The organism is Streptomyces sp. NPDC043680, assembly GCF_056436685.1.
The window spans coordinates 25415-46042 of the sequence record NZ_JBWKCE010000013.1 but is presented as its reverse complement, the minus strand read 5'-3'; the positions used below and the strand labels follow the sequence as shown (position 1 = coordinate 46042).

General features: G+C 69.7%; 20 protein-coding genes and 1 pseudogene. 9 read left to right on the top strand and 12 right to left on the bottom strand.

The window, feature by feature from the left end:
- Window positions 1-25 precede the first annotated feature (25 nt).
- From AC0666_RS23955 to AC0666_RS23940, 4 genes are all read right to left on the bottom strand, one after another.
- A complete protein-coding gene (locus tag AC0666_RS23955; protein WP_468964518.1) occupies window positions 26-607 on the bottom strand; it encodes a hypothetical protein in 582 nt (193 codons plus the stop codon).
- On the bottom strand, window positions 604-2223 hold the full coding sequence (locus AC0666_RS23950) for a serine/threonine-protein kinase (RefSeq protein ID WP_468964520.1): 1620 nt from the start codon (window positions 2221-2223) through the stop codon (window positions 604-606). The genes AC0666_RS23955 and AC0666_RS23950 overlap by 4 nt, the downstream gene beginning before the upstream one ends.
- A 128-nt stretch (window positions 2224-2351) precedes the next feature.
- Window positions 2352-3608: a Tm-1-like ATP-binding domain-containing protein gene (locus AC0666_RS23945; RefSeq protein ID WP_468964521.1), complete on the bottom strand. Its 1257-nt coding sequence runs from the start codon at window positions 3606-3608 to the stop codon at window positions 2352-2354.
- A gap of 48 nt (window positions 3609-3656) precedes the next feature.
- Window positions 3657-4133 carry an NUDIX hydrolase gene (locus tag AC0666_RS23940; protein WP_468964523.1) on the bottom strand — a complete coding sequence of 159 codons (477 nt, stop codon included), beginning with the start codon at window positions 4131-4133 and terminating at the stop codon, window positions 3657-3659.
- A 336-nt stretch (window positions 4134-4469) separates the two neighbouring features.
- On the opposite strand from AC0666_RS23940, the gene AC0666_RS23935 reads away from it, so the two are divergent.
- A complete protein-coding gene (locus tag AC0666_RS23935; protein ID WP_468965401.1) occupies window positions 4470-5843 on the top strand; it encodes an MFS transporter in 1374 nt (457 codons plus the stop codon).
- 280 nt (window positions 5844-6123) lie between these two features.
- Window positions 6124-7986: a glycoside hydrolase family 15 protein gene (locus AC0666_RS23930; RefSeq protein ID WP_468964525.1), complete on the top strand. Its 1863-nt coding sequence runs from the start codon at window positions 6124-6126 to the stop codon at window positions 7984-7986.
- Between the two features lie 160 nt (window positions 7987-8146).
- Here AC0666_RS23930 and AC0666_RS23925 read toward each other — a convergent pair whose 3' ends face one another.
- Complete coding sequence (locus tag AC0666_RS23925) at window positions 8147-8767, bottom strand: HdeD family acid-resistance protein (RefSeq protein WP_468964527.1); 621 nt, start codon at window positions 8765-8767, stop codon at window positions 8147-8149.
- A 296-nt stretch (window positions 8768-9063) separates the two neighbouring features.
- Here AC0666_RS23925 and AC0666_RS23920 point away from each other — a divergent pair, with 296 nt between their 5' ends.
- Both AC0666_RS23920 and AC0666_RS23915 read left to right on the top strand, forming a co-directional pair.
- Window positions 9064-9459 carry an ion channel gene (locus AC0666_RS23920; protein ID WP_468964529.1) on the top strand — a complete coding sequence of 132 codons (396 nt, stop codon included), beginning with the start codon at window positions 9064-9066 and terminating at the stop codon, window positions 9457-9459.
- Window positions 9460-9596: 137 nt separating this feature from the next.
- Complete coding sequence (locus AC0666_RS23915) at window positions 9597-10025, top strand: hypothetical protein (RefSeq protein ID WP_468964531.1); 429 nt, start codon at window positions 9597-9599, stop codon at window positions 10023-10025.
- 72 nt (window positions 10026-10097) lie between these two features.
- Here AC0666_RS23915 and AC0666_RS23910 read toward each other — a convergent pair whose 3' ends face one another.
- Complete coding sequence (locus AC0666_RS23910; protein WP_468964533.1) at window positions 10098-10373, bottom strand: SHOCT domain-containing protein; 276 nt, start codon at window positions 10371-10373, stop codon at window positions 10098-10100.
- A gap of 235 nt (window positions 10374-10608) precedes the next feature.
- On the opposite strand from AC0666_RS23910, the gene AC0666_RS23905 reads away from it, so the two are divergent.
- Window positions 10609-11028, top strand: a complete 420-nt coding sequence (locus tag AC0666_RS23905) for a DUF7144 family membrane protein (RefSeq protein WP_468964535.1) — start codon at window positions 10609-10611, stop codon at window positions 11026-11028.
- A 21-nt stretch (window positions 11029-11049) separates the two neighbouring features.
- Here AC0666_RS23905 and AC0666_RS23900 read toward each other — a convergent pair whose 3' ends face one another.
- Window positions 11050-11472: a DUF6325 family protein gene (locus AC0666_RS23900; protein WP_468965403.1), complete on the bottom strand. Its 423-nt coding sequence runs from the start codon at window positions 11470-11472 to the stop codon at window positions 11050-11052.
- 234 nt (window positions 11473-11706) lie between these two features.
- Between AC0666_RS23900 and AC0666_RS23895 the strand changes: the two genes are divergently transcribed.
- The gene (locus AC0666_RS23895) at window positions 11707-12300 is read left to right on the top strand and encodes a 4'-phosphopantetheinyl transferase family protein (protein WP_468964537.1); all 594 of its coding nucleotides are present in this window, start codon (window positions 11707-11709) and stop codon (window positions 12298-12300) included.
- A gap of 3 nt (window positions 12301-12303) precedes the next feature.
- On the opposite strand, the pseudogene AC0666_RS23890 reads toward AC0666_RS23895, so the two are convergent.
- From AC0666_RS23890 to AC0666_RS23870, 5 genes and pseudogenes are all read right to left on the bottom strand, one after another.
- Window positions 12304-13300: pseudogene (locus tag AC0666_RS23890) on the bottom strand (beta-ketoacyl-ACP synthase III).
- Between the two features lie 31 nt (window positions 13301-13331).
- Window positions 13332-14519, bottom strand: coding sequence for an aminotransferase class I/II-fold pyridoxal phosphate-dependent enzyme (locus tag AC0666_RS23885; RefSeq protein WP_478708262.1), 1188 nt, complete (start codon window positions 14517-14519; stop codon window positions 13332-13334).
- 32 nt (window positions 14520-14551) lie between these two features.
- Window positions 14552-14803: an acyl carrier protein gene (locus AC0666_RS23880; protein WP_468964542.1), complete on the bottom strand. Its 252-nt coding sequence runs from the start codon at window positions 14801-14803 to the stop codon at window positions 14552-14554.
- Window positions 14730-15716, bottom strand: coding sequence for a DMT family transporter (locus tag AC0666_RS23875; protein WP_468964544.1), 987 nt, complete (start codon window positions 15714-15716; stop codon window positions 14730-14732). The genes AC0666_RS23880 and AC0666_RS23875 overlap by 74 nt, the downstream gene beginning before the upstream one ends.
- Before the next feature lie 595 nt (window positions 15717-16311).
- Complete coding sequence (locus AC0666_RS23870) at window positions 16312-17361, bottom strand: cation diffusion facilitator family transporter (RefSeq protein ID WP_478708261.1); 1050 nt, start codon at window positions 17359-17361, stop codon at window positions 16312-16314.
- A gap of 264 nt (window positions 17362-17625) precedes the next feature.
- On the opposite strand from AC0666_RS23870, the gene AC0666_RS23865 reads away from it, so the two are divergent.
- The 3 genes from AC0666_RS23865 (at window position 17626) to AC0666_RS23855 (ending at window position 20616) form a co-directional block, all read left to right on the top strand.
- Window positions 17626-18255 carry a hypothetical protein gene (locus AC0666_RS23865; protein WP_468964548.1) on the top strand — a complete coding sequence of 210 codons (630 nt, stop codon included), beginning with the start codon at window positions 17626-17628 and terminating at the stop codon, window positions 18253-18255.
- Window positions 18255-19253 (top strand): serine/threonine-protein kinase, encoded by a 999-nt coding sequence (locus tag AC0666_RS23860; protein WP_468964550.1) that lies wholly within the window; start codon window positions 18255-18257, stop codon window positions 19251-19253. The genes AC0666_RS23865 and AC0666_RS23860 overlap by 1 nt, the downstream gene beginning before the upstream one ends.
- Before the next feature lie 403 nt (window positions 19254-19656).
- Complete coding sequence (locus tag AC0666_RS23855; RefSeq protein ID WP_468964552.1) at window positions 19657-20616, top strand: DUF6777 domain-containing protein; 960 nt, start codon at window positions 19657-19659, stop codon at window positions 20614-20616.
- Window positions 20617-20628: the final 12 nt, after the last annotated feature.

Genomic DNA, 20628 nt, shown 5'->3' with positions numbered 1-20628 from the left:
GGCCACCCACGCGGACACGCGCCCGCTAGCGGGCACAGCGGTACGTGAACTGCGTTGCCGCCGACTGCCCGCCCGGTGAGACCACCTGGAGCTTGGCCGAGGCGTCGTAGGTGCCCGTGCCGTGGAAGGTCCACAGCAGGTGCAGCCGGGCCTCCTTCCTGCCGCGCGGCACCCGCTCGGTGAGCTCCTCCGACTGCGTACCGTCGCTGCGGATCCACCGATACCTGAGCGTCCCGGGACGCCCGTTGGTCCTTACGAGGGCCACCACGTCGGCGGTCGCGTCGCAGGCGGGACCCTTCGGGTCCGCGACGGACACGGCCACGTCCCGGACGCCGAGGGACGGGCCGTAGCGCTGCCAGCCCAGGTACGCGAGGACCGCGAGCAGCACGACCACCGCCAGGCCGTACCGGCGCCAGCCGCCCGGTCCGCGGCGCTGCGCGGCCGGCGGGGCGGTCACCGGGAACGGCGCGGGCATGGCCGCCGTGACTCCCGGCCCGAACCGCAGGACCGACCCCTCGACCCGGTCCGGTACGGCGTCCTGCGGCTGCGGGGGACCGCTGAACCAGTGGCTGCCGAGGACGGTGGCGCTGTATTCGTCTTCGCTCATCGGATCATGCACTTCGTGAGCCAGACCTGATCGGTCTGGGAGCCGTTGCCGGCGGCCGGCCTGGTGGTGACGCGCACGCCCCAGTAGCAGCCCTGGCCGGAGAAGGTGTGCCGCCGGACGAGCGCCCCGCTGCCGGGCTGGTACGTGAGGGTGTCCGCGCGGCCGTCCGCCGCGCCGAGCACGCCGGACTGGTTGCTGCTGAACCACTCCACGGTGACGGTCACCGGGGCGGTTCCCTTCGCGTCGATCGAGATGCTCGCCACGCCCACCGTGAAGTCCGCCTGCCGGAGGTCCACCTTGATCGACCCGACCACGACCGAGGGCTTCGGAGACGGCGTGGTCGGCGGCGGGGTGGTCGGCGGGGTCGCCGTGGATGTCGGCGTCGGCGAAGAGCCCGGGCTCGACGAAGGCGACGGGGACGCGCTCAGGGACGCGGACGGTGAGGCCGACGGCGACGGCGACGTCGACGCCGATACGGAAGGCGACGGCGAGACCGAGGAGCTCGGCGCGGGTGCCGGGAAGCCGCCACCCGGACCCGGGCTCGTGGTGGCGAACGCACTCACCGCCGAGCCACCGCCCGCCTGTTCACCGGCCGCCTGCGAAGCGAACACCAGCATGGCCCCGAGCACCAGCGCCAGGCCGGCGGCCACCGCGCCGCGCCGGCCCGGCAGCCAGCCCGTGGGCGGCGGCTTCAGCACCGTCGTCGCCACCGCGGTCGTTCCCGCCGCCGCGCCGCCCGAGGAGGGGAACAGCAGCGGCAGCAGCGCCGCCAGCGCCGCCAGCTTGCGCTGGCCGCGCTCCTCCCAGTCCGGCCCGTACGCGCTGCTCGCGACGCCCTCCAGCTCCGCGACGAAGGCCTCGGCGTTCTCCGGCCGTTGCTCCGGGGCCTTCGCCAGACCCCGGCGGATCAGCGGACGTACCGGCTCCGGGGCCTCGGTCTCCGGAACCGGCGCCTCGATGTGCTGCACCGCGAGCTCCGCGAAGTTCTCCCCTGCGAAGGGCTTGCGGCCCGTCAGGCACTCGAAGAAGGTCGCCGTCGCCGCGTACACGTCGGCCGCGGGCGAGGCCGGCCGGCCCTGCCACTGCTCGGGGGCCATGTACGCGGGCGTGCCGGCCACCCCGGGCGTCGTACCGCGGCGTGCCGCGATACCGAAGTCCACGAGCCGGGAGGAGCCGTCCGCGGCGACCAGGACGTTCTCCGGCTTGTAGTCGCGGTGCACGACGCCCGCCCGGTGCGCCGCGGCCAGGCCCAGCAAGGACCCCTTGAGCACCACCAGCGCGGCCTCGGGACCGGTCTGCCCGGCCTGCTTGAGCAGCGCGCGCAGGGAGATGCCGTCGACCAGCTCCATCACGATGGCGGCGCCGCCGGGCCCCGCGGTGTACTCGCAGTATTCGTACAGCCGCACCACGTACGGCGAGTCGAGCCCGCCGAGCACCCGGGCCTCGGCCCGGAACTCGCCGACGAACGCGGGGTCCTCGCGCAGGCGTTCGCCGAGGTACTTGACGGCGACCGCCGTGCCCGTCGCCTCGTGCACGGCAAGGACCACGCGGCCGCTCGCGCCCGAGCCGAGTTCCCGGACCTCCGTGTAGCCGGGCACCGCCCACGCGTTCCCCATCGCCTGCCCCCGTTCGTGGCGTCGCCGTATTCCGGGCCTCGCGGCACCGGTGCCGGTCGTCCTGCACGACCGGCCAACCCCAGGGACACGGTTTCCGCCACGGCTGGTTCCCAACCCCGGCAGGCGTCTCAGGCCGCTGCCCGCACCGCGCCGATCATGGCGTGCAGCCGGTCGGCCGCCGACCGGCCGAAGACCGGGTCGTTGATGTGGGTGTCGTACTCGTGCAGTACGGCGGCGCTGCCCCGCAGCCCCTCGCGCAGCGCCGAGAACAGCGCCCGGTCTGCAACGGGGTCATGGTACGGGGCGCCCGGCGCGCCGAGTGCGGAGAGCCCCCGCAAAGGGATGCACACCGCGGTGGGGCCGGTCGCCGGGCGGAGTTTGGCGGCGACCCGGCGGCCCAGCTCGGCGCACTCGGCCTCCGTCGTACGGATCACCGTGATGGACGGGTTGTGGACGCGGACCCGGCGGTAGCGGACCCGCTCGGGCAGGGTCTCCAGCGGCCCGAACTTCACCATGTCCAGCGCACCCAGGCTCACCACCTGCGGAACTCCGGCCCGGCCCGCCGCACTCAGCCGGTCGGGGCCCGCGGTGAGGATGCCGCCGCACAGGTCGTCGGCGAGCTCGCTGAGCGTCAGGTCGAGCACGCCCGCGAAGACCCCCTGGCCGGCGAGGGTCTCCAGGGTGCGGCCGCCGGTGCCGCTGACGTGGAAGACCAGCACCTCGTAGCCCAGTTCGGTCAGCCGCTCGCGGGCGGCGTCCACCCCGGCCGTCGTCACCCCGGCCATGCTCGCCGCGATCAGCGGGCGGGAGCCCGCGCCCAGCCGGACCGGGCGGTGCAGATCCGTCGAGGACCGCTGGAAGGCCCTGGCCATCCCGGCGATCGCCTCCACCGCGTTCGCCAGGACGGGCGCGGAGATGCTGTTGATCCCCGCGATGTCCACGACGCTGTACATCATCGTGATGTCCGAGGAGCCGACGTACCCGGCCACGTCGCCGGACGCCATCGACGAGACCATCAGTTTCGGCACGCCCAGCGGCAGGGCGCGCATCGCCCGGGTGGCGATCGAGGTGCCGCCGCTGCCCCCGATCGCGAGCACCCCGTGCAGTCTGCCCTCCGCGTGCAGCCGCACGAGGACGGCCTCCGCGCCCCGGGCCATGGCGGCGACGGCCGAGCCCCGGTCGGCGGCCGCACGCAGTGCGGACAGCTCCGCTCCCGCCGCCCGGGCCACCGCTTCCCGCGGCACGTCCGCGGGCACCCGGGGTTCGCCCATGATTCCCGTGTCGACGGTGATCACTTCGACGCCGGAGTGCAGCAGACTCTCGCGCAGCCAGCCGTACTCGACACCCTTGGTGTCCAGGGTTCCCACCAGCACGACGTTCGTCATATGTGCAATGTCCATGCAGATGGGGTTTGTTGGCAAGTCAAGGTCGGGTCAACCCCCCATCAGCCCCAACAGCCTCTCCACAAAGGGAACTTGAGCCTTGATCAGCTTGGTTTCGGCCACCTGTGGGGTGAACCAGGCCACCCGGTCCAGCTCGGGGAACTCCTGCACGTTCCCCGAGTGCGGCGGCCACTCCATGGAGAAGGTGCCCGGCACCATCAGTGCCGGGTCGAGGTCCGCCTCCACCGCCCAGATCGTCACCAGCTTGCCGCTGCTCAGCACCACCTCGCCCAGCGGCAGATAGTCGCCGTCCGGCGGCGGCAGCCCGATCTCCTCGGTGAACTCCCGGCGCGCCGCGTCCCGCGGAGACTCGCCCGGACCGTACTCGCCCTTGGGGATCCCCCAACCGCCTGCGTCCCGTGCACTCCACACGGGCCCGCCCAGGTGCCCGAGCAGGACCTCGATGCCGGGGGCGGGCCCACCCGTACGGCGGAACAGGAGCAGTCCGGCGCTGCGTTTCTGCGTCATGGGTGATCCCTGCCCCGCGGGAACGACTCCTACCGGCCCTCGGACTGCCTCGCTGTCCAGGGTGCGGCGAGCCCGGCCGCGGCGCACGCTTGAGGCACGGCACCACGACGGACAGCCCGGCCGGCACCCGGACGCACGGACCGTCGTGGAGCCGGGCCACGGGGCGGGAGCGCTGCAGGTGCCGCCTCCCATCGGGCGAGGGAGCCTTCCGCGAACGCCCACCCGCCTGTCCACGGATTCCCCCGCCGGAGCCCGGTGCAGCGGTCAGACCCCGTTCGTCGGAAGGGAGCAGCACCGGTGGTTGAAGCGGAAACCTCGGGACGCACGTCCGGTGCCATGCGCGGTGTGCTGGCCCCTCTCGCCCTCGCCCAGTTCATCTGCAGCTTCGCCGGTTCGAACATGAACGTGATGATCAGCGACATCAGCGAGGACCTGGACACGACCGTGCAGGGAGTGCAGACCGCGATCACGATCTTCCTTCTGGTCATGGCTGCGCTGATGATCCCCGGCGGTAAGCTGACCGACCGCTACGGCCGGAAGCGGTGCTTCCTCGTCGGTCTCGCCGTGTACGGCGCCGGCGCCCTGCTGAGCGCCGTCGCCCCGGGCCTGGGCGTCCTCATCCTCGGCAACTCGATCCTCGAAGGAGTCGGCACGGCGCTGCTCATCCCGCCCGTCTACATCCTCACGACGCTCCTCTTCACGGAAGTGACCTCACGTGCCCGGGCGTTCGGGGCCGTGATGGCGCTGGGAGGCATCGGCGCCGCCGCGGGGCCGCTGATCGGGGGACTCATCACCTCGGCACTCAGCTGGCGCGCGGCCTTCGTGTTCCAGGCCCTGGTGATCGCCTTGATCATCGTCCTGAGCCGGCGGATCAAGGACCCCATACCACCCGATCCCACGCGCCCCTTCGACACCGGCGCGGCCTGCCTCTCGGCCCTCGGCCTCACCCTCATCGTCATGGGGATCCTGGCAGCCGACGACAACCTCTGGCTGATGGCCGGGCTGATCGTCGCCGGCGGGCTCGTGCTGCTGTGGTTCTTCCGGGCGGCCCGCGCCAAGGAACGGGCCGGCGAGGAGCCGCTCCTGTCACCGAGCCTGTTCCGCAACCGCGTCTCCGACCTCGGCCTCGTCACACAGAACATCCAGTGGCTGATGCTCATGGGGACGTCCTTCGTCGTCGCAACCTACCTCCAGGTCGTACGCGGATACGACGCCATCCAGACCGGCGTGATCTTCACAGCTGCCACCCTCGGCCTGCTCGTGTCGTCCCTGGCTGCGGAATGGCTGGCGAAGCGGTACGCACAGCGCACCCTCATCGTGACGGGCTTCGTCGTGGCGATCGCAGGAGTCGGCGTTCTGCTGGCGATGGCGAGCGGCTCTCCCAGTGCCTGGGCCTTCGCACCCGGACTGCTGCTGATCGGCCTGGGACTCGGCCTCATGCTGACCCCCTCGGTCAACGTGGTGCAGTCGAGCTTCCCCGACGAGCAACAGGGCGAGATCTCCGGGCTGTCACGCAGCGTCTCCAACCTGGGTTCCTCGCTGGGCACCGCGGTCGCCGGCACCATCCTCGTCGCCGGACTCACCACCCATGCCTACGCCGCCGCGATGATCACGCTCGCGGCCCTCGGGCTCGTCGGCCTCGCCGCCGCGCTGTTCCTTCCCCGGGGTGCGGGGTCGAGCACCGGTTCTTCGCCGTCGCACGAGCCGTGAGCCCTCGCCGCCCGGGCCGGCGGGTGCTGTCCGGAGGGGCGCCACAGTCCGTCCCCGGCTTCACGCTCGGCTCGACGGGGGCTCGTATCCCGCCCGCGTGCACTCCCCGGAGAGGGAGCCGAGAATGAGATGGCGGGGCGGCGAGAGGACACGGCGACCGAGGCCGCGGGCGCTCGAAGCCACCATGCAGCCGCAGCGAAGAGGGGCGAGCGAGCACCGGACCTGCCGGCTGCACATCCCGCTGCCCTCGCGGGCAGCCTCCACCCACAGAGGAGGGCTGATGCACCCCTACCCGCCGATCGCCGGACACGGTCTGATCGGGGACCTGCAGACCTGTGCGCTCGTCTCGTCTGAAGGTGTACTCAACTGGTTCTGCTCACCCCGCTTCGACTCGCCCAGCATCTTCGCCGGTCTGCTCGACAACAGCCGAGGCGGCTACTTCGCCGTCACCGCCGACGCGCCCCACGCCTCCGGAGGCGAACAGGCAGGCCACGTCGACGTCGTCACCAGCCAGCTCTACCTGGCCGACACCGCCGTGCTCATCACCCGTTTCTTCACTCCCGAAGGCGTCGGCGAGGTCATCGACTTCATGCCCGTCCGTACTCCGCACACCGCCACCGACCGGCACCAGGTGGTGCGGGCCTTGCGGGGTGTTCGCGGTACCGTGCGCTTCACCCTGGAGTGCCGCCCGCGCTTCGACTACGGCCGGACGCCCCACGACCTGAGGTTCGACGGTGCCACCGCTCGCTTCGACGGACCCGGCATCACCGCACACCTGCAAGCCGCGGGCCCCCTGGCCCTGGAGGCCGATGACACGGACGTGCGGGCAACCGCGACCCTGACCGAGGGGGAACGCGCGGCCGTCCTTCTGACCGTGGGCGACGCAGGCAGCGCGCCCCCTGCCCCGGTGAGCATGGGGGACATGGAAGAAGAGTTCAACGCTGTGCGCGACTTCTGGCACGGCTGGACCGGACGCTGCACCTATCGCGGCCGCTGGCAGCAGATGGTCAACCGCTCCGCCATCACCATCAAGCTGATGACGTACGCCCCCACCGGTGCGCCGATCGCCGCCGCCACCATGGGCCTGCCCGAGCAGGAGGGCGGCGAGCGCAACTGGGACTACCGCTACACCTGGGTCCGCGACGCCTCACTGTCGGTGCGCGCCATGCGCGACCTCGGCTTCACGGAGGAAGCACACGCCTTCCGCAGCTGGCTCCTCCAGCGGCTGAGGGACGGTGGAGCTCCCAACGGCGAACCCCTGCAGATCATGTACCGCGTCGACGGGGACCCGTACCTGACCGAGGAGACCCTGGACCATCTGGAAGGGTGGCGGGGCTCGGTACCGGTGCGTTCGGGCAACGGCGCCGCGGATCAGCTGCAGATGGACATCTACGGCGAGGCCGTCTACGCCCTCGCCCAGACCGGCCGGATCGGCGTCATCGGCTACGACGACTGGCAGCGCTGCGCAGCCCTGCTGGACTGGCTCTGCGAGCACTGGGACCGCCCCGACGAAGGCATCTGGGAAACCCGCGGCGGTCAGAAAGACTTCACCTACAGCCGCCTCATGTGCTGGGTCGCCCTCGACCGCGGCATCCGCCAGGCCATCGCCACCGCCCGTCCCGGCGCCCTGACCCGCTGGACCGCCGCGCGGGACGCCATACTCCACCAGATCATGACCCGCGGCTGGAGCGAAGAACGTCAGGCGTTCATCCAGGAGTACGACAACACCGACCTGGACGCGTCCCTGTTGCTCATGCCCATGGTCGACTTCATCACCCCCGAGGATCCGCGCTGGCTTTCCACCCTCGACGCCATGGACGCCGAACTCGTCTCCGACAGCCTCGTCTACCGTTACGACCCCGCTGCCTCCCCGGACGGTCTGCGGGGCTCCGAGGGCACCTTCTCCCTCTGCAGCTTCCTGTACGTCTACGCCCTCGCCCGGGCCGGCCGCGTCACTCAGGCCCGCTACGCCTTCGACAAGATGCTCACCTACGCCAACCACGTCGGGCTCTTCGCCGAGGAAGTCGGCCTCAACGGCGAACAGCTCGGCAACTTTCCGCAGGCCTTCACCCACCTCGCCCTCATCACCGCCGCACTCGCTCTCGACACCGAACTCGACCTGGAGGCAAGGGGTGCTGCTTAACGCTCGCATGCCGAGGCCGTCCCGGTCCTGCGGGAAGAGGCACGGAGGCCGGGTGCGCTGCCATGGTGCTTGACGTGTCTCTCATCGCCTGGCCGTGACGCTGTATCCGCTGCCGATCACCGCCTTTGTGCTGGGGGTCTCGGCACCCGCGGGCTGTGCGTCAGCGCTCACCCGGGACCGTGGACGTGATGCGGCGAGTGGCGGAGCGCAGGGCGAAGGCCATCACCACTTCGAATACGCCGAGCAGGACGAGCCAGAGCCCCAGGAGCCGCGTCAAGGCGACCGCGGACTCCACCGGGAAGCAGAGCACGACGATTCCGGCGACGGCGCCGAGGACGCCCCAGCCGAAGAGCAGGCCGCGGTGCAGGAGCTCGCGGTCGGCGATCGCGACGTACGCCGTGAGCACTCCGGTCAGCAGCCAGAAGACCCCGACGATCAGGGACAACGCGCCGATCGTCTGCATGGGGTGCCGCAGCACGAGGACGCCCGCCAGGAACGCCAGCATGGCGATGAGGACGCCCGCCAGTCTGCTGCCGCCACGGTCGCTGGTGTGTGCGAACGCCGTGACGAAACGAAAGCCACCCGCCACCAGGAGCTGCAGACCGATGATCACGGCCAGGATGTGCAGCGTCTCGTCGGGCCAGACAAGTACCAGAATGCCCGGGATCAGTGTCGCGAGGGCGAAGCCGAGTGCCCAGTGCCACGAGCTTCCGAGCTGCTGGAGCACGTCCTCGGGGTCGCTGTGCGTGTGGTGCGCTGCGGTGTCGGGGGATCCGGTCATCACGCCTCCTGGGCCTGCCGGACGACCCGCAGGAGCAACCCGGAGCCGCCGGATACACCTTATTGATCCTTTATGTTCATATTAGGACGCGGAGTCATGGTCTGCCCGAGGGGTTGCTCGTGAACGGACCACACGAGCCGCCGCCGTGCCGGTGACCCCGTGGTGTGCCTACTGCACGGCGCCCGGATCACCCGGGAGGCTGAGACCGAGGCGGGCGCAGGGCCAGCGGGCAGGACATCGGGTGCGATCGCGGGGTGGACGTGTGAACAGGAGGGCCGGTGCCCCTAAGGCAAGCGGTGATCGCCTATGCGCGTGCGCTGACCACAGCGGCGCTCCTTGTCGCCGGCTACTACCTGCTGCCCCTGGGTTCGGCCCTGACTGCCGGCTCCGTCCTCGCGCTCGTCGGCAGCCTCACAGGGGTGACGCTGCTTCTGGCCCGGCAGATCCGCAGGGTCGCCCTGTCCCCGTGGCCGGGGCTTCGTGCCATTGAGGCACTGGCGTTCAGTACGGTCGGCTTCGGGGACATCGCGGCGCGCAGCGAAACGGCCCGGCTGTTCACCGCCGGGCAGATGACGGTGGACCTCCTGCTGCTCGGGGTGGCGGCGCGGCTCATGTTGAACGCGGTCCAGGAAGCCAGACGAGCGAGGGGCCGGCCGCCAGGCATTGGCGAGAGCATGCCCCCCGCCCCGTGACCGGCTTTCCGGGAAACCGCGAGGGCGGCTTCACTCGCCCGGGCAGCGTACGGATGCGGGGCGTGCTCAACCGTGCGTATGTGGTGATGGGTCCGTGTGGATCCGCATCTGCACCGTCTCGCTCCTGAGGAGTCACCATGAAGCGTCTTCCCGTGATCGGCGTACTCTGCGCCACCGCCCTCTTCGGTCTCGCCGCCTGCTCCGACGACAGCGGCTCGCCCGCAGAAGAGGCCAGCAAGGCCGCGAGCGAGCTCTGCAGCGACCTGTCGGAGCTGAAGGGCGACACCGCCAAGCTGAGGGCGCTCGACAAGTCATCGGCGACCAAGGACCAGGTGAAGGACGCCCACCAGGCCGTCCAGGACGACTGGAACAGCGTCAAGGAGAACGCGGGCCAGCTCAAGGACGCCGAGCGGTCGGCCGTCCAGAGCGCTGCCGAGGGCCTGAAGAAGGCATGGGACGACCTCCCCGGCGACACGACGGGCCAGGACGCGCTGGTCAAACTGCAGCCGCAGATCCAGCAGCTGGAACAGGCCACGACCGCCGCAGCCTCCGGCCTCAAGTGCTGACGACGGGCTCCGTGAAGACGAGGGCCCATCCGTCGCCTCGGACGAATGGGCCCTGAATGCTCCGCATACAGGTCAGCCGAGAAGCCTGCGCTTCTGCTCCTCGAACTCGGCGTCGGTGAGTACTCCCTGTGCCTTGAGGTCCCCGAGTTGCTTGAGCTGGGTGAGCTTGGTGTCCATACTGTCGGCCGGAGCCGGCTGCGCCGTGGGGGCGTATTGCGGTTCCGGTTCCTGATAGCCCTGCTGGGCGGCCCAGCGCCCCTGCTGGCGGCGCGACACGCGGTTGGACACGGCAGTCGCCGTTCCGGCGACGACCGCCGTGCGGGCCACTCCCCGAAGAAGACCTGGCATCGCGGTTTCCTTTCTCACGTGAAGTCGCTGAACGACTCCTGTATTCGGCCTCGATTTCAGAAACACTGTGATGCGTATTATTTCACCGCTTCGTTTCCGGGGCATCCCGGTGAAGTGCGGCCGGAGCACCTCCACCTTCGCACTGCCTGCCGATCACAGCTGTGGCAGGCTGGAACTGCGCGTTCCGCCACTGGAGCACCTGGGCGGGACCAGGAGGAGTACAGGAGGATTGCTCATGGCCACGCAGGGCGTACGGCGAACTGCCGCCGGCGGTGAAGTCTCCGTATCAGGCTGGGTCAAATTCGCTGCCATCATGCTGATTTTCGGCGGCATCATGGCGGTTTTCCAAGGGATAGCCGCCATCGCGAAGGACGACGTGTTCTTCGCAACCAGATATTTCACGTACCAGTGGAACCTCACCGGCTGGGGCTGGCTGCACCTCATCCTCGGCATCCTGGTGATGTTGGCGGGGTTCGCCCTGTTCAAGGGGGCTACGTGGGCCCGCGTCGTCGGTATCACCGTGGCCGGGCTGTCGATGCTCGCCAACTTCGCATGGCTGCCTTGGTATCCGTTCTGGGCCTTCACGCTGATCGTCCTGGACGCCATCATCATCGCGGCCCTGTGCGGCGCCCCGGGCAGGGATGCCTCAGCCTGACCCGCCCGGGCCGCCGGCACGTCAGGACGCGGCCTCGGCGGCTTCGAGCGAGGCGAGGACGGCTTGGACGGGCAGCCGTCCGGAGGCGACCAATTGGGCTCCGCTTCGCCGCAGGGCGACAGCGAACGGCGCGGCCCACACGTTCTCGTAGACCAGCAGACCGGCGGAGTTGCCCGGCTCCACGGCGGCCGAGGCTTCCGCGAGGTCGTCCTGCCCCAGCAACCCGGAGCGAGCGCCTTCGAAGACGGCGAGGTCGAGATTGCCGTCACCGGTGAGATCGGCGATCTCCAGGGCGGTTACCGAGCCGTCCTCCTCCTTCCTGATGAACATCAGGTCGAGGATCCGGATGAGGCCACGGTCCACCAGGTCGATCAGCAGCGGGAAGGCCTCGCCTGTCATGCGGTTGCCGGGAAACTCCACCACGAAGTAGTCGATGGGTCCCATTTCGTCGAATTGCTCAGTCACGGCGTCACCTCTGGCACTCGGGAGCCCCCTGATCGCCATTTCAACACCGGACGCCGAGTGCTGCACACCGGTGGCACGCTCCTCACAGCCTCCCGGAGCGGGGCGCCTGTCGGTGACCCCAGTGGCCGGGGGCCCTTGAGGCGAACTGATCACAGGCGCATCATGGGCGAGGAATCGTTCAGGCAGGCTGCATCCGCTGAGGGAGAGCCGATCGTGAACATCTACCTGACCCGCCTCGCCACCGATCGCCCCGACCGGGCATGGCAATCGCTCGTCGGTGGGCTCCTGGTCCGCAGAGCGTTGTCGGTGGACTTCGGGTTGGACCGTGATGTCGAAATCGTCCGCGACGAACTCGGTAAACCGCAGCTCCGGGGAGTTGCCGGACTGCACTTCAACATCGCTCATTCCGGGGACCGGGTGGCACTCGTGGTGGACGACGGCCCGGTCGGGATCGATGTGCAGCGGATCGGCGGCACGAGCATCCTCGTCGGCAAGAGGAACTTCCACGCCTCCGAGTGGGACGCGCTCACCCGCAGAACGGGGAGCGAGCAGGTGGAGTACTTCCACTCGCTCTGGGCCATGAAGGAGAGCTACGTCAAACAGACCGGGCAGGGTCTGCGTACCAGATTCAGCTCGTTCTGCGTCGCACCCGACCAGGGCGGGTTCGGAATCCTTGCGGACGGCGCCGCAGAGCCGGTCCATCTTCGGCTCTATTCCCTGGAGTCGGCGTACGTGATGGCCGTCTGCGCGACTTCTCCTGTGCCACGGGGAGCTCCGCAGGAGATCCCCATCAGCAACCTGCGGTGACGGTCAGGCTTCCGCGCTCTTCAGATCCGGCCACGTGAGGGCTGCCGCCCCCCAGGTCGCGCCGGCACCGAAGGCGGGCATCACGATCTTATGGCCCACAGTGATCCGGCCCGTTCTGACCCCGTAGTCGAGAGCAAGGGGAATCGAGGCGGCAGCGGTGTTCCCCACCTCCTGGAGATGGATGATCGCCGCCTCCTCGGGGAGTCCGAGATGCCTGGCCAACGACAGCAGGATCCTCTGGTTGGCCTGATGGCCCACCAGATGGTCGACCTCGCCGACTTCCCAGCCCACTTCGTCCAGTGTCCGGAGGGTCACTTCCTCCATGTGCCTGACGGCCTGGATGAAGGTGGAGCGGCCCTGCATCCGGATGTACGCCGGATCGTGGCGCCCCTCAGCTCGCGCCCTTGCACCGCCCCCGTCCACGGCGATCAGGTCGGCGAGTGCTCCGTCGCTGTGGAGGTTGACGGCCTGCAAGGCGCCGAACTCGTCGGAACGGCCGGCGCGGAAGACGACCGCGCCGGCTCCGTCACCGAATATGGGGCGGGGTGCGGTCGTACGGGTCGAGCAGCGTACTAAAACTCTCCGCTCCGATCACCAGTACCGTGCGGGCCAGCTGTCCGCAAATCAGGGCTCGCGCCATCTGGACGCCGTAAAGGAATCCTGAACAGACCGCCGAGAGGTCGAATGCAGGAACGTGACCGAGCCCCAGTCGGGATGCCACTTCCGGTGCGGTCGCCGGACAGATCCGATCAGGAGTGGCCGTGGCCAACACCACGTAATCCACCGTCGCGATGTCCGCGCTTTCCATGGCCCGCCGCCCGGCCTCGACCGCCAGATCACTGGTGGATGTGCCGGGATCGACGACATGGCGCCGGGAAATTCCCGTGCGGGTGGTGATCCATTCGTCCGATGTGTCGAGTTGGGATGCGAGCATCGCGTTCGTCACCACATGTGAGGGAACCCAAGCCCCCAGCCCGGCCAAGACCGCAGAACACGTCATCATCTTCCCCCAGAGAAGAGTCGGGTCCTCGTCAGAAGGAGAACTTGTCCCGGGCTTCGATCAGGAGGCCGATGAGCCGCTCGCACTCGGCGGTGGTGTGGCGGCTGGTGATTCCGATCCGCAGCCGCCCGGTGCCGGACGGCACATGCGGGTACACGAATGCGGCTGTGAAGATGCCGTGCTCCATCAGCCAGTTCGCCACCTCGATGGTCTTGGTCTCGTCACGGACGAGGACGGGGACGATGTGGCTCCGCGTCTTCATCAGATCGATCCCGGCTTCCCGGAGACGGCCGATCACCAGAGCGACATTGGACTCCAGGCGTTCACGCAGTTGCGCTCCGCGGGCTTCGAGGAGCGTCAACGACGCCAGGGTGGCCCCCACCACGCCCGGGGCCGACCCCCGGGAACTGGTGTAGGACGGCGTCATGTACCGCAGTTCCCGTTCCAGTTCCGGCTTGGTCAGTACGAATCCACCGACGCTGCCGAGCGCCTTGCTCATCGTGCCGACGACGGCGTCCACGGTGTCGAGCACACCGAAGTGGTCGGCGACACCGAGCCCGTTCGGACCCACGACCCCGAAGGAATGCGCCTCGTCGACGATCACCCTGGCGTCGTGCGCGGCGGCCAGGGCGGCGATCTCGTCCAGCGGCGCGAAATCGCCGTCCGCACTGTAGAGGCCGTCCACGACGATGATCCGGCGGCGTTTGCCCCCGTACTGGCTGAGAAGGCTCTCCAGCTTTTTCATGTTGTTGTGCGGGAAGGTGCGCATTTCCGCACCTGCCAGCCGGCTTCCCATGAAGATCGAGACATGGTCGGTGCGATCGTTGATGATCACGTCTTCGCCGGAGGCCATGGCTGATATCACTGCGAGATTGGCGGCCATCCCGGAAGGAAAGAGGATCGCGGAGTGCAGCGGTGAGAGCGCACTCAGCCTGGCTTCGACCTCATGGTGGATACGTGTGTGTCCGCACAGCAGTTGAGCGCCGTAGGTGTTGGTTCCGAACTCCTGGATCGCCTTGATGGCTGCCTCTTTGAGGGAAGGATCCTGAGAGAGGCCGAGATAGTCGCACGATCCGAACATGAGCAGTTGTTCGTGCCGGTCAGTGGTGACGGAGGTGCCGTGGTTCGCTTCGATCACGGGGAAAAAGGGGGAGATCCCGTCACGTTCCCACGCGCTGTACAGCTCGTCGAGTGCGGACGTCTTGGCCTGTACCACCATCGCAGGATCCTCTCGAATCGGAGGTCGGTTTTTTACGGCAGCTTTTTCTTCATGGCTTGAAGCAGGCTGGCGACCGTCGCACCCCGGTCGAGGGTGAATGCCTCTTCCAGTCCGAACTCGACACCCAGCTCCTTTTCCACATTCATCAGGATCTCGGAGAAGGTGAGCGAGTCCATGCCCTGGAGTCGGGTCTCCAGCGTGACACCGCTGTCACCCGTCTCTTCCTCGATCGCTTCGATCAACAAGGTTTCCAGCTCCTTGTCGTCCTGCCGGTTGTCCGCCATGGTCGTCTCCTTCCTCGGGAGCTTTCTGTCCGGTGGTGCCGATCAAGCCCTGACTGAGCAGGATTCCAAGGACGACGACAAGTGCGCCCGTGGGCTGGTTCCAGGTGATGTGCTCCCCGAGCGCCAATATGCCGAGGAGCACTCCTACCAGGGGAGAGATGTAGGTCACGGTCGACGCCGGCGTCGCCCCCCAGTGTTCGACGATGAAGGTGTTCCAGATGTAAGCGATGCCACTGGCGAGAATTCCGAGAACGAGGACGCTGAGGATGATGCGCGAATTCAGCTGCGTGGGTGATCCCGCGAAGAAGGGCGAGACGACGAGCATCATGCCGGCGGCCAGAGCCACCTGAACGGCTGCGATGGTCACCGCATCGTAGGGATAACGTCCCGACACATTGCGCCGCAAATATGTGAACGCCAGTCCGTAACTCGCGGTCCCGGCAAGGCAGGCAAACTGTGCGGGCCCCGTCCCGGAGAGTTCACCCAGACCGTCGAAGAGGTCCCACGGAGCCAACACGACAGCGATTCCCAACGCACCTACCAGAATGCCGAAGGACCGCATGGCGTTCATCCTCTCCTGAGGAATCACCGCCAGTCCGATCATCATGGTCATCAGCGGGGTGGTCGCGTTGTAGATGCTCGAAAGGCCGGATGGTATCGACTGGCCCGCCCAGGCGAAAAGCAGTAGGGGAAAGACGCAGAGAAGGAAGGCGACCACCGCGAGATGCCCGATGAGCCTCGGCTCGGCGGGCCAGCGGCGTCGCGTCACGAGCAGGATCACATTCAGGGTCAGCGCGCCGAGAACGAGTCGCCCGAGGACGAGCTGCCCCGGGGACATCCCCTCCACGGAAATCTTGATGAAAAAGAAGCTCGACCCCCAGGTCAGAGACAGGGCCAAGTAGGCGACGAGCACCCGCGGACTGCTTAGCGTCAAGCCTGCGGCCCGCATCGACGACCTCATCATTCCCCCCTCGATTCCGAACAGGGTCAGCCTCCGATGCCGCCACCGCCTTGAGCAAGACTCTCTTTCGATTTAGGTATATGCCAGCCAAATCATGGGGGTATCCCGAAAGTCCGCTTTGGGGCTGATTGGAATGTTGACAGCGCAGGCCGGTGACGGTGGGTTACCGGGGGAGGGGGGCGGGTGCGCTGTTCCATTCGGTCCGAGACCGGAGGTGAACCTCCACGTGGAGGCCGATACGCCAAGATCCGAAATCCTCATAAGGCGGGCGTCGCCTGGAATTCAACATCAATTGCGACGTCGGACCGGTATGCGCAGAAACTGTCCTGTATCTGTCGGCTTCGTCGTTGCGGCGGCCCTGGTGGGCGAGCGGGCCCAGGCCAGACCTAGTGCTGTGACCGGAAAGGTCCACCGGGTCGCGCCGCCCGGCACGGCACTTCGCTGCGTTGTCGGACCGCGCAAGTACGTCCAGTACGAGCCGCGGGCCTCCGCCTTGCGATGCACCGCACCGGACAACGCGACCCGGCAAACCTTCCCGGCCACAGCACTAGTGGGCGTGCGGGCCCTGGCGGTGGACCGGGCCGTGCGCGTCCGCGCAGTGCGGGTCGTCGGCCGCCTCGTCGCCCGGGCGGCCGACGGTGAGCAGTGCCTCCTGCTCGTGGTCCACCTGGAGGGTGGTGTGCGTGATCCCGTACTCCTTGGCCAGCAGCCGCTCCAGGTCGCGGCGTACGGCGTGGCAGTCCCCGGCCGGCTCGACCAGCACGTGCGCCGACAGCGCCGCCTGCCCGGAGGTGATGGTCCAGATGTGCAGGTCGTGGACCTCGGTGACGGGTGGGTGCCCGACGAGCCGGTCGCCCACCGCGTCCGGGTCCAGGTGGGCCGGGGAGGCCTCCAGGAAGATCCGGCCGGACTCGCGGACCAGCCCGTATCCCGCCTTGACCATCAAGGCGACCACCACGAGCGTGGCGATGGCATCGGCCTGGACGAAACCGGTGGTGAGCACGATCAGGCCGGCCACGGCGGTGCCGATGAAGGCGAACAGGTCGTTGAGGATGTGCTGGTAGGCACCCTCGACGGCGAGGGAGGAGCGGTTGGCCCTGGAGATGCACCAGGCCGCGGCCACGTTGACGACGATGCCCGCGAGAGCGGTCACCAGGACCGGCCCGCCCGCCACCGGAGGCGGCTCGACCAGCCGCCGGACCGCCTCGTAGGCCAGCCAGACCGCCAGCAGGAGCAGGGTGAGCCCGTTGGCCTGCGCGGAGAGTATCTCCGCGCGCTTGAGGCCGTACGTGAAGCCGCCGCGCGCGGGCCGGGCCGCGAGCCGCATGGCGATCAGTGCCAGGACGATCGAAACGGCGTCGGTGAGCATGTGGGCGGCGTCGGAAATCAGGGCCAGGGAGTGGGCCAGGATGCCGATGGTCACCTCGACCGCCATGAAGGCGCCGATCAGGCCGAGCGCGATCGCCAGCCAGCGGCGGTCCGCGTCCGCGGCAACCCCGTGGCCGTGACCGCCGTGGCCGTGGCCGTGGTCGTGCCCGTGGCCCCGGCCGGGGCCCTGGCTGTCGTCGTGATCGTGATCGTGCTCGTACACAGCCATCGCTTCCCCCGCTTGTCCGGTTCCGACGCGTGAAGTGAAGCGCACCGCGACGCAATGGGCAAAGGCTGCAACGGGGACCGTTGTCATTCCCCATAAGACGCCTCTGACCTGCTGTTATGCCCGTCCGCTCGGATCGTGGGAAAATTTGCCCATGGTCCGGCGCCCCGGTGTGCCGACCGTGCGGCTGCTGCGCCGCCACCAGCCCGCGATCATGCAGACCCAGCGGAAACAGCGGAAACAGCGGAAACGGCGGAAGTGGACGCGATGACCAGTCCCACGGAGTCCGGCACCGACTTCCACCCCACGCACGTGGTCCCGCAGGAGGGACTGCCCGCGTGGGAGGCGCCCGACGTGTCCCGGCCCACCGCGCCCCTCGATCCCTTCCTGCCCGTCCAGCTGCTGTCCCGGCAAGGCGCGTGGGCGGAGATCCTGTGCTCCAACGGGTGGTCCGCCTGGGTGGACGGCCGCCTGCTGGTCTCCGTACCGCAGCCGCCGCCCGCCGGCGGAGGGCAGCCGACCCGCGCCGAGGACCCGCGCCCGCTGCTCGCCCGCAGCACCGACGTCCTGGCCCGCTACCGGCAGGCCGCGGAAGAGCTCGCCTCGGGACTCGTGGACCCCGGCAGGTTCCGCGACGGCACCCGTGGGCTGCGGGCCGGAGTGGTGATCGACGGGGAGTCCGTATGGCTCTACGACGAGTCCACCGGCCGGTGGATGTACGGGGACGGCGGCCACCTGGTGACCTACGCCGTGGTCACGGGACCCGGCGGCTCCGAGCAGCCCTCGGCGGCGGAACCGGAACCCCGGGCCGCCACCGGCGGGCCGGGCCGGGCCGCCCAGGCGGACGACCGTGAGCCGACCCGGGTCGTCATGCCGCCCGAAGCCAGGGAGGGCTGATGTCCTCGGAGTCCCTGGGCGGCCGTCCGACCGACCTCAGCGGGAAGCAGGTCGCCGGATACCTGATGGAGTGCGAGATCGGGCGCGGCGGAATGGCGGTCGTCTACCGCGCGCGGGACCTGCGGCTGGACCGGACCGTGGCGCTGAAGCTGCTGGCGCCGGAGCTCGCCCGCAACGACACCTTCCGGCAGCGTTTCGCCCACGAGTCGCGGGTGGCGGCGGCCATCGACCACCCGCACATCGTGCCGGTCTTCGAGGCGGGGGAGACGGAGGGGCTGCTCTACATCGCGATGCGGTACGTCGCCGGGCAGGACCTGCGGGCCCTGCTGGACCGCACCGGCCCGCTGCCGGTGGACTCGGCGGCCCGGATCGCGGGACAGGTTGCCTCGGCGCTCGACGCGGCGCACGCCCACGACCTGGTGCACCGGGACGTCAAGCCGGGCAACATTTTGGTCGCGGAGGGCACGGACATCGACCACCCCGAGCACGTGTACCTCACGGACTTCGGGCTGACGAAGAAGTCCCTGTCGCTGACGGGTTTCACGAGCGTGGGCCAGTTCGTGGGCACCCTGGACTACGTGGCTCCGGAACAGATCGCGGGGAAGCCGGTCGACGGCCGCTGCGACGTCTACAGCCTGGGCTGTGTCGTGTACGAGACCCTGGCCGGGGGCCCGCCGTTCCAGCGCGACGACGACATGGCGCTGCTGTGGGCCCACCAGTACGACCCGCCGCCCCCGCTGACCTCGCACCGGCCCGATCTGCCGGAGGCGGTGGACGCCGTACTGGCCAAGGCGCTGGCGAAGTCGCCGGAGGACCGGTGGAGCAGCTGCCTGGAGTTCACCGGCGCGCTGCGGCGGGCGGGTGCCCAGGCCGGGGCGGGCGCCGGGGCCGGGGCGAACACCGGCCGCCCGCCGAGCCGTACCTCCACGGCGGATCCGGGTCCCGCCCCGCCGCCCCCGCGCTGGGCCCAGCCGGTGTTCCGCCCCCTGGACCGGTAGCCGCGGGGCAGGCACCGCCGGACGGGCGCACACCATGGCCCGCGAGAGTGACCGGGACCGGCATTCGTCCCGGGAGAGGCCAAGACTTACTAGACATGGAGGGAACGCGGACAGCGGAAGCGGAACAGGAGCGCCGGTGACCACGCAGCCACCCGGGACACCGTCGTCGGGGCGCCCCACCGGACCGCCCGCCGGGCCGCTCTCCGGCCGCCCGTCAGGGACCCCGCCCCCGCCTCCCCAAGGGCCGCCTTCTCCAGCTCCGCCTCCGCAGGGCCCGCCACCCACGGGCCCGCCTCCCGAGGGCCCGCCTCCGCAAGGCCCCGGAGGACCCGGCAGCGGGCCGTCGATGCCCTCGGGGCCGCCCGGTCGGCCCGCCAGGAGGTGGTGGCGCTCCGTACCCCGGGTGGCCACCGCCGTGACGGCACTGGCCGCCGCCGTCGTGCTCGCCATGGTGCTCACCCGACCCTCCGGCACGACCGCGGGCGGGGAGGTGTTCCTCCAGCCGGCCGCAGCCCAGGGCCAGGACCCCTTCACCGAGTCCACCGCCAATCAGCCCCCCGGTCCGCCGCCCGCGCCCTCCAGCCTGCCGCCGGCCCCCGCGACCGGCACCATCACGACCCAGGCCGTCCCCGGTTCGTCCCCCACCCTGTACGGCGGCACCGCGGACATCGCCGGCTGCGACAGCGAGGAGCAGGCGCGGTTCCTGTCCGCCCGGCCGGACGCCAACCGGGCGTTCGCCGAGGCGCTGGGCATCCAGGCAACGGCGGTGCCGGAGTATCTGCGGTCCCTGACCTCCGTCACGCTCCGCCAGGACACCCGCGTCACCAACCACGGCTACCGGAACGGCAGCCCCACTTCGTACCAGGCCGTGCTCCAGGCGGGGACGGCCGTGATGGTGGACAACCACGGGGTCCCCCGGGTGCGCTGCGCCTGCGGCAACCCGCTGGGCGAACCGAAGGCGCTGAAGCCCGGTTACAGGCGGCGGGGCGAATCATGGGCGATGTACCGGCCGCAGAACATCGTGGTGATCCAGCCGACGGTCAAGGCCATGACCAAGATCACGATCTATGACCACACCAGCGGACGCTGGTACGCACGCGAACCCGGCCAGCAGAAGCCCGACCAGCCCATCCAGGCACCGGCCCGGCCTCCCGCGGACACGGACACGGACACGGACACGGGCTCGGAAACCGCTCCGCCGGCGGCATCCCCGCCGTCGTCCCCGCCGCCCCCACCCCCGCCCGCGCCGCCGTCCCCGTCCCCGCCGTCGTCTCCGCCCGAGTCCCCGCCCGAGTCCCCGCCGTCCTCTCCGCCGTACGCACCCCCGCCGCCTGCCACCGCCGCGCGCGGCGCCGATCGGTGAGACCCTGGCTGC

Coding starts and splice junctions, on each gene's coding strand:
- AC0666_RS23940 (WP_468964523.1), bottom strand. CDS start 4,133: ATGACGCAGAAACGCAGCGCCGGACTGCTCCTGTTCCGCCGTACGGGT.
- AC0666_RS23955 (WP_468964518.1), bottom strand. CDS start 607: ATGAGCGAAGACGAATACAGCGCCACCGTCCTCGGCAGCCACTGGTTC.
- AC0666_RS23950 (WP_468964520.1), bottom strand. CDS start 2,223: ATGGGGAACGCGTGGGCGGTGCCCGGCTACACGGAGGTCCGGGAACTC.
- AC0666_RS23935 (WP_468965401.1), top strand. CDS start 4,470: ATGCGCGGTGTGCTGGCCCCTCTCGCCCTCGCCCAGTTCATCTGCAGC.
- AC0666_RS23910 (WP_468964533.1), bottom strand. CDS start 10,373: ATGCCAGGTCTTCTTCGGGGAGTGGCCCGCACGGCGGTCGTCGCCGGA.
- AC0666_RS23925 (WP_468964527.1), bottom strand. CDS start 8,767: ATGACCGGATCCCCCGACACCGCAGCGCACCACACGCACAGCGACCCC.
- AC0666_RS23865 (WP_468964548.1), top strand. CDS start 17,626: ATGACCAGTCCCACGGAGTCCGGCACCGACTTCCACCCCACGCACGTG.
- AC0666_RS23915 (WP_468964531.1), top strand. CDS start 9,597: ATGAAGCGTCTTCCCGTGATCGGCGTACTCTGCGCCACCGCCCTCTTC.
- AC0666_RS23905 (WP_468964535.1), top strand. CDS start 10,609: ATGGCCACGCAGGGCGTACGGCGAACTGCCGCCGGCGGTGAAGTCTCC.
- AC0666_RS23880 (WP_468964542.1), bottom strand. CDS start 14,803: ATGGCGGACAACCGGCAGGACGACAAGGAGCTGGAAACCTTGTTGATC.
- AC0666_RS23930 (WP_468964525.1), top strand. CDS start 6,124: ATGCACCCCTACCCGCCGATCGCCGGACACGGTCTGATCGGGGACCTG.
- AC0666_RS23945 (WP_468964521.1), bottom strand. CDS start 3,608: ATGACGAACGTCGTGCTGGTGGGAACCCTGGACACCAAGGGTGTCGAG.
- AC0666_RS23885 (WP_478708262.1), bottom strand. CDS start 14,519: ATGGTGGTACAGGCCAAGACGTCCGCACTCGACGAGCTGTACAGCGCG.
- AC0666_RS23860 (WP_468964550.1), top strand. CDS start 18,255: ATGTCCTCGGAGTCCCTGGGCGGCCGTCCGACCGACCTCAGCGGGAAG.
- AC0666_RS23900 (WP_468965403.1), bottom strand. CDS start 11,472: ATGGGACCCATCGACTACTTCGTGGTGGAGTTTCCCGGCAACCGCATG.
- AC0666_RS23870 (WP_478708261.1), bottom strand. CDS start 17,361: ATGGCTGTGTACGAGCACGATCACGATCACGACGACAGCCAGGGCCCC.